Source organism: Marinimicrobium koreense, from assembly GCF_003762925.1.
Taxonomy (GTDB): domain Bacteria; phylum Pseudomonadota; class Gammaproteobacteria; order Pseudomonadales; family Cellvibrionaceae; genus Marinimicrobium; species Marinimicrobium koreense.
The window spans coordinates 2,500,451-2,511,899 of sequence record NZ_RJUK01000001.1; the positions used below are offsets into that span (position 1 = coordinate 2,500,451).

8 protein-coding genes are annotated in these 11,449 nt (G+C 58.6%); 3 read left to right on the top strand and 5 right to left on the bottom strand.

The annotated features are described in order from the left end of the window. Positions 1-3: 3 nt before the first annotated feature. From EDC38_RS10925 to EDC38_RS10935, 3 genes are all read right to left on the bottom strand, one after another. Entirely contained in the window at positions 4-936 is a 933-nt protein-coding gene (locus EDC38_RS10925; RefSeq protein ID WP_123638538.1) for a sensor domain-containing diguanylate cyclase, read from the bottom strand. A 108-nt stretch (positions 937-1,044) separates the two neighbouring features. After that, entirely contained in the window at positions 1,045-2,682 is a 1,638-nt protein-coding gene (locus EDC38_RS10930; protein WP_123638539.1) for a methyl-accepting chemotaxis protein, read from the bottom strand. Positions 2,683-2,842: 160 nt separating this feature from the next. Next, complete coding sequence (locus EDC38_RS10935; RefSeq protein ID WP_123638540.1) at positions 2,843-3,607, bottom strand: alpha/beta fold hydrolase; 765 nt, start codon at positions 3,605-3,607, stop codon at positions 2,843-2,845. A gap of 165 nt (positions 3,608-3,772) precedes the next feature. Here EDC38_RS10935 and EDC38_RS10940 point away from each other — a divergent pair, with 165 nt between their 5' ends. Both EDC38_RS10940 and EDC38_RS10945 read left to right on the top strand, forming a co-directional pair. Then, entirely contained in the window at positions 3,773-4,921 is a 1,149-nt protein-coding gene (locus EDC38_RS10940; protein ID WP_123638541.1) for a helix-turn-helix transcriptional regulator, read from the top strand. 160 nt (positions 4,922-5,081) lie between these two features. Next, positions 5,082-6,119 (top strand): LacI family DNA-binding transcriptional regulator, encoded by a 1,038-nt coding sequence (locus EDC38_RS10945; RefSeq protein WP_123638542.1) that lies wholly within the window; start codon positions 5,082-5,084, stop codon positions 6,117-6,119. A gap of 74 nt (positions 6,120-6,193) precedes the next feature. Here the strand turns inward: EDC38_RS10945 and EDC38_RS10950 are convergent, their stop codons facing one another. Together EDC38_RS10950 and EDC38_RS10955 are read right to left on the bottom strand one after the other, a co-directional pair. Beyond that, a complete protein-coding gene (locus EDC38_RS10950) occupies positions 6,194-7,858 on the bottom strand; it encodes an alpha-amylase family glycosyl hydrolase (RefSeq protein WP_123638543.1) in 1,665 nt (554 codons plus the stop codon). Then, positions 7,855-9,363 (bottom strand): MFS transporter, encoded by a 1,509-nt coding sequence (locus EDC38_RS10955; protein WP_246004385.1) that lies wholly within the window; start codon positions 9,361-9,363, stop codon positions 7,855-7,857. The genes EDC38_RS10950 and EDC38_RS10955 overlap by 4 nt, the downstream gene beginning before the upstream one ends. Before the next feature lie 368 nt (positions 9,364-9,731). On the opposite strand from EDC38_RS10955, the gene EDC38_RS10960 reads away from it, so the two are divergent. Continuing rightward, positions 9,732-11,360 carry an alpha-glucosidase family protein gene (locus EDC38_RS10960; RefSeq protein ID WP_123638544.1) on the top strand — a complete coding sequence of 543 codons (1,629 nt, stop codon included), beginning with the start codon at positions 9,732-9,734 and terminating at the stop codon, positions 11,358-11,360. Positions 11,361-11,449: the final 89 nt, after the last annotated feature.

Below are 11,449 nucleotides of genomic sequence, written 5' to 3' on the forward strand. Positions count from 1 at the left end.
GCGCTAAGCCACCACCCGGTCGCGCCCTTCAAGCTTGGCTTGATACAGTTTTCGATCCGCGCTCTCAATAAATTCCGCCAGCTCACACTCGTGATCGGGAATAATACTGGCGACGCCGACGCTGATGGAAACCAACTGACTGGCATCGGAAGCGGCGTGGGGAATCTGCAACTTCAAAATGGCCTGGCGGCATCGGTCGGCCACCGCATGAGCGGCCTTTCCATCCGTTTCCGGGAGCACCAGCATGAATTCCTCGCCACCGAACCGGGCCAGGAAATCCCGGGGGCGGGAAGCCACAGTATCCAGGGTCTGGGCAATCGACCTCAAGCAGTCATCGCCCTGCAGGTGTCCGTACCGATCGTTGTACTGTTTGAAATAATCGATGTCGATCAGCAATACCGACAGCGGCTGGCGGTTGCGCCGGGCATTCAACCACTCCACATCGAGAATGGAGTCGAGCATGCGCCGGTTGGCCACGCCGGTCAGGCCGTCCTGGTAAGACAGCGTCTCCAGCTCTTTCTGCAGTTTGATCAGTTCCTGCTCGGTTTTCTTGCGCTCACTGATATCGAACATGAAGCCGATCAGTGCTTCCACTTCACCTTGCTCATTGCGGGCGACATGGACCACGTCCCGAATCCAGACGTAGTCGCCGTCTTTGGTCAGTGCCCGGTAGTCCGCCTCATGGTCCACACCGGACTGGGACTGGCTCACACAGAAGTTCACCACCCAGTCCCGATCTTCCGGGTGCATCCGGGTCGCCCAGTCCTCTACGCTGACCCAGCTTTCCGGCGTCCAGCCCAGGAGCGCTTCAATCTGGGGGCCGATGTAGGCGAATTTCATGGTCGCCCAGTCGATTTTCCAGGGGATGGCCTTGGTGGATTCAAGCAGGGTTTTATAGACCGCGCTATCAGTTGCGTCGGAAATGGGGGAGCTCATGAATAGGTGGCCCGGTGCTGGTTGGTCAAAGCCGCTCCTCTGCCGGGAGCGATCACGCTGCCTCAATATACTCCGAACCGCCGGGGCGGCCAACACCCGCCCACCTGACTACACCTCGAAATGGGCCACTTTGCGCGACAACTGCTGAGCCAGCTCGGACAGCTCCCGACTGGACCCCGCTACCTGATCGGCGCCAGCGGAGGACGCCAGGGTCGCTTCGCTGATCCGGTTGATGTTCTGATTGACGCCCTCGGCCACCTGACTCTGCTCCTCGGCGGCGCTGGCAATCTGGTGGTTCATATCGGTGATGGATACCACCTCCTGACGAATGGTGGACAGGGCGCTCTCGGCCTCCCGGGTTTTTATCACGGTTTTCTGGGCCAATTGATGGCTGGTTTCCATCACCTCCACCGCGTCTCCGGCCCCGGTCTGCAGGGTGCCGATCATCTCCCGAATCTCCCGGGTCGAGGCCTGGGTGCGGGTCGCCAGCGAGCGGACCTCATCGGCAACCACCGCAAAACCCCGGCCGTGCTCGCCGGCGCGGGCCGCTTCGATGGCCGCATTCAGGGCCAGCAGATTGGTCTGCTCGGCGATACCGTTGATTACATCGATGATTTTTTCAATATCGCCACTCTGGGTCGATACCGTCTGCACTTTGCTCACCGCGTCCTCAAGGGTCTGCGCCAACTGTTCAATGGCGGAAGCGGTTTCCTGCACCGTCTGATTGCCGGTGTTCACTTCCCGGTCAGCGCTCTGGGTGGCGTTTGAGGCATTGGCCGCGCTGCGGGAGATCTCCACCACCGAGGCACTGAGCTGATTGATGGCGGCGGCCATCTGCTCGGTTTCCGAGGACTGCAGGCGCACCTGTTCGCTGTTGTCATCCGAAGTCCGGGTCAGCTCTTCCGACGAGCGGGCCAGGGTTTCCGCCGCCATGCGTACATCGGTGATCACACCGGCGAGCCGGCGCAGGGTTTTATTGATATTGGCCATGACGCTATTGGGGTAGCGAGAGCTTTCGGTCACGGTCAGTTGCCCTGAGGCGAAGGCTTCGATCACCTCGGACAGGGCTTCCGGCTCGGCCCCCAGTGTGGCTTTGATGTTCCGGATGATCACCACAGCCACCACCGCCCCGGCGATCAGCGCCAGAAGCAGAAACGCCACCATGGCCTTGGCAAAATCGCCGGCCACCGCCTGCACATGATCCACGTCCCGGCGGATATCCGCTTCCTGATAGTCAATAAACGCATTCACCCGAGCCAGCCATTCGGTATAGGCCGCCGAGACGTCGGATAACAGAAACTGGCGGGCCGCCTCGATGTTGCCAGCCTGGCGCAGGGCGATCAACTCAGAGGTCAGGCCCAGGGTTTCCTGTTCAATGGCCTGAATTCGATCCAGAAGGCGCTGCTCTTTATCACTCACGTGTTGGCTTTCGAAGAGCGCGTCCATCTGCCGGGCCGAGTCCTGATAAAACGCATCCAGGTCACGCACGTCCTGCAAGTGAGCCCGCAGGGCGCTGTCGTTCTCGACCAGCACGGCATCGCGAATGGCGATGGCCCGGTCGTGGACACTGCCCCGGAAATTGATGGCAAACCGTTGCTTCTGGGAGGCCCCCTCGTTGACGGCGGACAGGGTCCGGTCCATGACGGTCACCCGCTGGATCCCCAGCACGGTGACCACGGTAAACAGTAAAAGAATCAGTCCGAAACCCGAGCCGAGGCGCTGGGCGATGGTGAGCGATCTAGCCATGATAAGTACTCTGTATGCGGGGGGTCGCCCCTGGAATGTCCTTGGCTCTGCGGCCAAGTGTTAATTTTCCCGACAGAGTACGTGTCAGCGTGTCGCATAGATCAACATTGCGACCATTGGGCTGGAAATAGTTGGATTACGCGCTTTGCGCTAATCCAACCTACTCAAGTTGTGGCGCTATGGTTTCCAGTGATTGCTGTAGTGCGTGAGCGAAGGCCTGGGGCTGCTCGAACTGAGGGAAGTGATGGGTGCCCGGCAGGATGGTCTCCTGAACGTAGGGCGCACAACGCTTTTGCGCCGCCTCGGAAATGTGCTCTCCGTTAAGCGCCACAATGGGGCCTTTGATCTCGGCAAAGGCCCCGTCCGGGGACCAGCGCAGCAGGTTGTGCCAGATGGGCAGCAGGCGCTCTGGATCGCCCGACGACATCCGGGCTTTGATCCACTCACGGATCTCAGGATCCAGCTCCGCCACCGTGGTGTTGTCCACCAGCCCGGCCATGGCGCCGCGAAAATCCGCCTTGAAAGGCTCTTCAATGGAGGCAATGGTCTCGGCATCCATATCCCCATAGGGCAGCCCGAAACTGTCCACCAATACCACGCCCACCGGTCCGGACCAGCGCCGGGCCGCTTCCAGCGCCACACAACCGCCCATCGAGTGACCCACCAGTATCAGTCGGCGGGCGCCCTTCTTATCAGCCACCTCGGTTACGGCTTTGGCCAGGCCCTCGATCGTCCAGTCATCCCAGGGTTTATCCTGCGCCTCACCGTGGCCGGGCAGATCCAGTGCCAGGCAGTGGAGGTCCCGGGGCATGGCAGCCAGTGTTTGCACCCAATCGGTGCGCTGGCAGCTCCAGCCGTGAATCAGAATGACCAGAGGTTCGCCCTGGCCCTGCTCGGTCACACAATCGTCATAGTGGTCGGACATGGTTGGCTTCTCGTTGGAATGAGTCGTGCTTGAATTAGTCATTGCAGATTGGCGTATTTCAACGCAGACTTATTTAAAATAAGCGAAAATCGCGCCAGAGTCGATGATTTGATCTCCCGCTGCCCGCCACATCCTCTGGCGGCGGCCTTACGGAACCACGGTGCCATGCCAGACGATACACTGCGGAAACGCTTTGCTGAGCATAACGAACAACTCCTGGGAACCCTTTACGGCAGTGCGCTGAGCAACGGCCAGTGGGGGCCGTTTCTCAAGCGGATGATCGATTTGACCGGGTCCCGCTCGGCCCGCTTACTGCTGTTGAATCAGGGCGCGAATACCGTTCAGCGCAGCATCAAGGTCAACATCGACGATAGTGCGCACCAGCGCTATGTGGAACACTTCGTCAATTTGTGCCCCTGGCGCACCGAGCTGGGAGAGAAGCCAACCGGGCAGTTGTATTCCACCTACCTCGATTTCAGTTGCCGACAGCCGACGTTTTACCAGACCGAATTCTTCAACGACTGGGCCAGAGGCCTGGATATTCATCACGGCGTGTGCGGCACGGTCTACAGCACCGAGCAGCACAAGGTGCAACTGTTGATTCAGCGCACCGGCGGGCAGGGGTATTACTCCCGGGAAGAGACCAACCTGATCAACAGCGTACTGCCCCATATGCGCCAGGCACTGCGACTCAGTGCCCAGATGGCCGACCGGGAGGCTCGGCTGACATCGGCCCTGAATGCCGCCCAGAGTCACCCGCTGCCATTTGTTCTGTTTAATGCGAATGGCCAGATCCGTTACCTCTCGCCTCAATTGGAGCAGGCCGCACCGATGGGCCTGCGCTTCACCTCCAACGGTGTTGAATTCACCGACCCGAATCTGAATCCCCCCTTCAAAGCGGCTCTGCAGCGTCTGACGGGCCAAGCGGCCCACTGCCAGAGCCTGGAGTGGCGCTTTGAGGTGCCCCGCCCCCACTGCCCGCCCCTGTATTGCCTGTTGACGCCGGTGTTTCCGGGCGCCGAACCCAATCTGCCGTTCTGGCAGACCGATATCCACGCCGCGCTCTATATCCGGGACCCATTGGCTCAGATCGGCCGACGTCACCAGCAGTTGGTCACCGCCTACGGACTGACCGACACTGAGGCCAGGCTGGCCCTGGATATCGCTCTGGGTCTGGAACTGAAAGCGGTAGCCACCCGGGACCACCGCTCGATCCACACCCTGAGAAGCCAGTTGAAATCCGTATTCAATAAAACCGGCTGCTCTCGACAGAGCCAATTGGCGGCCTTGGTCAACCAACTGCCGGCCCGATAGTCCCGCAACGGCACTGGTGCCACTTTTGCTCAACCCTGTGATATATTCATTCCCGATCCGGCATTTGGCCCCACACCCAGTGTCGGGTTTGCCAAGCAACGGCAATCGCACACAGAGCCATAACAACAGAGGCCAGTAACAGGCCCGGGACTTTCGGTGTATGAAAGACGACAAGCCCACCTCGTTCGATATTGCCTATCGGGCCGGGGTTTCCCAATCCACAGTGTCACGTGCCCTGCGCGACAGCCCGTTGGTCAACGAGGCCACCCGTAAGCGAGTCCAGGCGATTGCCCGGGAGCTGAACTACAAAGTCGACAAAAACGCCCGCAACCTGCGCTCCAAGCAGACCCGGACCATCGCCCTGCTGCTGTGTGAAGATCAGGGTATTGGCGACTCCATGATCAACCCTTTCTTCCTGTCCATGCTGGGCAGCATTACCCGCGCCTGCGCCAACCGCCAGTACGACCTGCTGGTGTCCTTTCAGCAGATGAGTGATGACTGGCACGCGGATTTTGAGGACGCCCACCGGGCCGACGGAATCATTTTCCTGGGGTATGGCGACTATGTGACCTACGTGGAAAAGCTGATCCACCTGAACGAAGCGGGCGCTCACTACATTACCTGGGGTCCGGTGTTACCGGGCCAGCCGGGCGTGTCCATTGGCTGCGACAACTACAACGGTGCCTACAAGGCCACAAAACACCTGTTACAGCTCGGCCGGAAACGGATCGCGTTTATTGGGGACGCCAGCGAGCACTCCCCCGAGTTCCGCCGCCGCTATGAGGGGCACGCCCGGGCACTGAAGGAATTCGGGATTGAGCTGGACCCGGCGCTTCAGGTCGCGGCGGAAACCTCGGAAACCGACGGTAAGGCGGGCATTGAAACCCTGCGAGCGCGGGGCGTGGAATTCGATGCGGTATTTGGTGCGAGCGACCTGATCGCCATCGGGGCGATTCAGGGAATTGAGGCCGCCGGTCTGATCGTACCGGATGATATTGCGGTGGTGGGCTTTGATGACATTCCCACCGCCTCCTACACCCATCCGCCCTTGACCACGGTGCAACAGAACACCCGACTGGCGGGCGAGCTGCTGGTAGACAACCTGCTGAAGATGATCGACGGTGAGAAACCGGAATCTTTCCTGCTGCCCACCGACCTGATCGTGCGAGGCTCCTGCGGCGCCCCCAGATCGAACTAAACCGTAGGCCGGACCAGACAGTAGGTCGGATTAGCCTCGCAGAGGCGTAATCCGACACTCCCCGCCCAGCTCAACTAAAACGCCTGCAACTCCACCAGACGCTCAGCCAACTGGGCGTTATTCACCTCGCCATCAAACAGCAACACCCGCACACCATTCCCTGGCACACCCAGGGTAAGCTGATCGCGGACGTCGAACCGCTCACCGGTATCCGCATCGCGCCACTCCCCCTCGTTCAACCAGCGATCGACACTGATGCTGGCGGCCTCGTCACCCTTGTTCAGAAGCACCAGCGCGGTCTGCGCCTGATGTTCATCCTGATACACACGCAGGAAGGAGGCAGTGTCACCGTCGAAATCCAGGTTGGCCTGCAGACCTTTCTGCAGCGCCACGGATTCCTGACGGATATGGGCGATGTGACTCAGATTCTCCGCAATCGGATGCTGCTTTGCCTGGTCGATTCCCGCTTCGCCAAAGTAGTTGCGGTTACCCTCATGCTCCTTGGTACCGGGCATAAAACCAATTTCCGAGCCGTAGTAAATGGAGGGAATACCGCGAGAGGTAAACAGCCAGTTATTGGCATTGATGTACGCCTTGGTGTCCCCGTCCATACGCCGGATATCGTGATTTTCGTAGAAAGAGACCAGCTCGTAGGGGTTGTGGTACGGGCTGTCTTCCAGATGCAGGTAGCTGAGAATGTCCGAGTAATCACTCTCGGGGTTTTCAAAGACCTTGGTCAGGGTTTCCTGGGCCGGGAAGTCCAACAGGCTCAGGCCACCGTTCTCCGGCTGGGTGTGCTCGCCCAAAAACTCGGCGTCGAACACGAAGCTTTCGCCAAACATGAAAAAGTCCGGGTGTTCCTCGCGAATCCGGTCGGCAAACTCCTTCCAGAATTCATGGGGTTTGTGCCGCAGTGTATCGATACGGAAGGCCGCCGCGCCCTGGTCAATCCATTGCAGGTAGGCTCCGACCACATACTCCATGACCGCCGGGTTGTCCGCATCGAACTTACCCAACTGTGCCAGATCTTTTTCCCGCTCGTAAAACGCATGTAGCGGGTTGTTGGGATTGAGCTGTTCCGGCTCCAGGTTTTCGTGGTCGGCAATCAACTCACCATTGGGGCCGTAGACCTCGCCGAACATCGGCTGATCTTCTTCCATGGAATAAGCCGGCGAGCTGTGATTGGCCACAATATCGAGCACCACTTTCATGTCATGCTCTTCCCGCAGGCGACGGGTCAGGTCGGCAAAGCTCAGGCCTTCGGACTCCCAGTGCTCATCCACTTTGTAAAAGTTGGTGCCCCAGTAGCCGTGGAAACCGGTTTTCCCGCCGTCTCCCGGTTGGGCAAAGCCCACTGGATCACCGCCGTTAAAGGCCTGATTGGGGTTATCGACAATCGGGGAGATCCACAGCGCGGTGACACCCAGCGACTTCAGGTACTCCGCGTTATCGAGGATGCCTTTGAAGTCCCCGCCCAGATAACCGACGTTGGCCTCTTTGCCATCGGGACCCGGCATGGGCACATCAAAGGTTGGAAACTCGCCACCCTGATCTTCGTGGTTGTTGGCCGGGTCGCCATCCACAAAGCGGTCGGTCAGCAGAAAATAGATGGCTTCCTCGGCAAAGGCTTCCTGCGTGCCGTAGTAATGCGGCCGCTCTTCGGTGGAGGTAGAGGCACAGGCGGCCAGTGCCACCGAGGTGGCGAGAATACTCAAACGGGTTGTCAGTGCGCGCGTCATGCGTCGACTCCTTCATCATTCACAATCAGGGTAGCGGCGGCGGCCACCAGAAACGAAACGCCACCGGCCACGAGCACCCAGATGGCCTCGCCGCCGAACAGCTTGTTCAATATCAGCCCCAGCAGGCTGCCGGCAATGATCTGCGGGATGACAATAAAGAAATTGAAGATCCCCATATAGACGCCCATTTTATGGGCCGGCAGTGAGCAGGAGAGAATCGCGTAGGGCATGGACAGGATGGACGCCCAAGCAAACCCGACCCCTATCATGGACACCAGCAGCCAGACCGGATCGCGGATGATCACGAATGAAATCAGGCCCGCCGCGCCCAAGCACAGGTTCACGATATGCGCCCCCTTGCGACCCAACTTTCTCGCCAGCAGCGGAATAACGATCGCCGCCAGTGCCGCAAAACCGTTATAGGCACCGAACAGAACTCCCACCCAGTCGGCGCCGTCGTTATACAGCTTGGAGGAGGTGTCGAGCGTCTCATAGTGGTAGCTGGTCACCGCGCTGGTGGCGTAGATCCACATGGAAAACAGGGCAAACCAGGAAAAGAACTGAACCACCGCCAGCTGGGCCATGGTCCTGGGCATATGAAACAGGTCGTGCGCGACCTGATAGACACCATTCCCGGTTTTTCCCCGGGAGAGCATATAACCGGCTACCAGTTGCAGTATGCCAACGCCGCCCAGAAGCCCGGCCAGTACAATCACCTCTTTCTGTAAACCGAAAGCGTACACCGCAATGGCCACCACAGTGCCAGCCACCACAAAAGCCACCCCCCAGGCGCCGTAGGAGACGGCAGAGCGGGTTTCAACCTCTACCGGTGCGGCCTGCTTTTGCTGCGCTTTGAATTCCTCAAACGCCGCCAGCTCTTCCGGGCTGTATTCACGGGTTTTGAACACGGTCCAGAGCACCGCCAGCAACAGGATGGCACCACCGATCCAGAACGAATAGATGACCGAATCCGGAATGATGCCGGGCTCGGCAGTATTGCTGATGCCTAACCAGTTGGTCATGATCCAGGGCAGAAAGGAAGCCACCACAGCGCCGATACCAATAAAAAAGCTCTGCATGGCAAAGCCTTTGGTGCGCTGCTTGTCCGGCAACATATCACCGACAAAGGCCCGGAAGGGTTCCATGGAAATATTGATGGAGGCATCGAGGATCCAGAGCATACCGGCGGCGACCCACAACGTTGGGGAATGCGGCATGTACAGCAGAGCGAGACTCGCGAAAATGGCACCGAACAGAAAATAGGGACGGCGGCGGCCCAACCGGTTCCAGGTTTTATCACTCATGTACCCGATGATTGGCTGCACCAGCAGGCCGGTTACCGGCGCCGCCAGCCAAAGAAAGGCCAGATCGTCGATGGGGGCACCGAGAGTCTGAAAAATACGGCTGACATTGGCATTCTGCAGGGCGAAACCAAACTGAATGCCCAAAAATCCGAAACTCATGTTCCAGATCTGCCAAAAGGTAAGTTGCGGTTTTTGATTCATGTCAATCACTTGTTATCTGTTATCGGGTGCCTTTTAGCTTAGCATGTTCACACCCATGGAAAGCCAGCCGTTCAAATTAAGGAAGCAGACCCGACGCGGCAATAGGCTGCATACGTATTCATCCCAATTTGCCGATTTTTTGAGCGCTTTTTCGGCCACCCACACAATGCATACGTATGTAGCGTATTGCTGACGATTCCAGCGCTAACGTATATTGACTCAACACTGAAAAAGGCCGGGCATTCGACGATCCCGCCCACATAACGAACACAATAATGTGTCAGGGCTTCTCGCTATGAACTTTTTACTGACTTTTGCAAACGGCTCCTACCGACCGGGCCGGCGTGAACTTTCCGCGGAGGTAACCCATGCAAACTAACCCATGGTGGCGTGGTGCCGTCATTTACCAGGTGTACCCCCGCAGCCTGATGGACAGCAATGCCGACGGCATTGGTGACATTCCGGGCATCATCGAAAAGCTGGATTACATTGCCAGCCTCGGGGTGGACGCCATCTGGGTATCCCCTTTCTTCAAGTCGCCCATGAAAGATTTTGGCTACGATATCAGCGACTACCGGGACATCGATCCTATATTCGGCAATCTGGATGATTTTGATCGGCTGATTGAGCAGGCCCACGCCAAAGGCATCAAGATCATCATCGATCAAGTGTTAAGCCATACCTCAGACCAGCACGCCTGGTTTGAAGAGAGCCGCCAATGCCGGAACAACCCGAAAGCCGACTGGTATGTCTGGGCCGACCCACGCGAAGATGGCACGCCGCCGAATAACTGGCTGTCCATCTTTGGCGGCTGCGCCTGGGAGTGGGAGCCGCGCCGCGAGCAGTACTATCTGCACAACTTCCTGAAAAGTCAGCCCGACCTGAACTTCCACAACCCGGAAGTGCAGGCGGAGATTCTCGATGAGATCGAGTTCTGGCTGAAAAAGGGCGTTGACGGGCTGCGCCTGGATGCGATCACTTTCTGCTTCCACGATCAGCAGCTGCGTGACAACCCGGCCAAGCCCAAAGAGGAGCGCAAAGGCCGCGGCTTTTCCGAGGACAACCCCTACGCCTTTCAGTATCACTGGTACAACAACGATCGTCCGGAAAACCTGCAGTTTCTGGAGTCAGTGCGCTCCCTTATGGACCGCTACCCGGGTTCGGTCACCCTGGGGGAGATTTCCTCCGAAGACTCTCTCGCCACCATGGCCGAATATACCAAGGGCGACAAACGACTGCACACCACCTACAGCTTTGAGCTGCTGGTGGAGAAATTCAGCACTCAGTACATCCGGGAAACCGTGGAAACCCTGGAATCTCGACTGGGTGGAGGTTGGCCGTGCTGGTCCATTGGTAACCACGACGTGCGCCGAGTAATGACTCGTTGGGGTGGCACCGAGAAGCCCGATGCGCTGGCCAAACTGTTCAACGCCATGATGCTCTCCCTGCGCGGCAGCGCCTGCAGCTATCAGGGCGAGGAACTCGGCCTGACCGAAGCCGATATTCAGCAGCACGAACTGCAGGACCCTTACGGCATCACTTTCTGGCCACGCTTCAAAGGGCGCGATGGTTGCCGCACTCCCATGCCCTGGAGGCACGACCAACACCAGGCCGGTTTTTCCGCCGCTGAGACAACCTGGCTCCCCATCCCGGATGAACATAAAGCCCGGGCGGTGGACGTGCAGGACGATGTCCCGGAATCGGTGCTCAACGCCTACCGCACCTTTATTCAGTGGCGCAAGGACCAGCCAGCGCTGCGCTTGGGCGACATTGCATTTCTGGACGCGCCGGAAGGCCAGATGCTGTTTACCCGTTACCATGATGATCAATCGCTTCTGGTAGCGATGAACTTTACTGATCGGGAGACCACTCTGGACTTGGGCGATTTATCTGTCGGCGCGGAACTTGAGGGGCATGGCTTCAGTGGAGCGCGGATTGAGGGCCAAAAGGTCATTTTACCGGCCTATGGCGCGGGGTTCTTCCAACGGAATAGCTAGCCTGTCAGGCGGAAAACTCGATTAACGGTTTTACAGTGCACCCAGCGCCGGCTATTTCTGGATAGTCGGCGTTTTTTATGGACCGGACC

Bases quoted from the DNA above. Each gene is read 5' to 3' on its own strand.
- EDC38_RS10930 (WP_123638539.1), bottom strand. From the start codon at position 2,682: ATGGCTAGATCGCTCACCATCGCCCAGCGCCTCGGCTCGGGTTTCGGA.
- EDC38_RS10935 (WP_123638540.1), bottom strand. From the start codon at position 3,607: ATGTCCGACCACTATGACGATTGTGTGACCGAGCAGGGCCAGGGCGAA.
- EDC38_RS10955 (WP_246004385.1), bottom strand. From the start codon at position 9,363: ATGAATCAAAAACCGCAACTTACCTTTTGGCAGATCTGGAACATGAGT.
- EDC38_RS10940 (WP_123638541.1), top strand. From the start codon at position 3,773: ATGCCAGACGATACACTGCGGAAACGCTTTGCTGAGCATAACGAACAA.
- EDC38_RS10945 (WP_123638542.1), top strand. From the start codon at position 5,082: ATGAAAGACGACAAGCCCACCTCGTTCGATATTGCCTATCGGGCCGGG.
- EDC38_RS10925 (WP_123638538.1), bottom strand. From the start codon at position 936: ATGAGCTCCCCCATTTCCGACGCAACTGATAGCGCGGTCTATAAAACC.
- EDC38_RS10950 (WP_123638543.1), bottom strand. From the start codon at position 7,858: ATGACGCGCGCACTGACAACCCGTTTGAGTATTCTCGCCACCTCGGTG.
- EDC38_RS10960 (WP_123638544.1), top strand. From the start codon at position 9,732: ATGCAAACTAACCCATGGTGGCGTGGTGCCGTCATTTACCAGGTGTAC.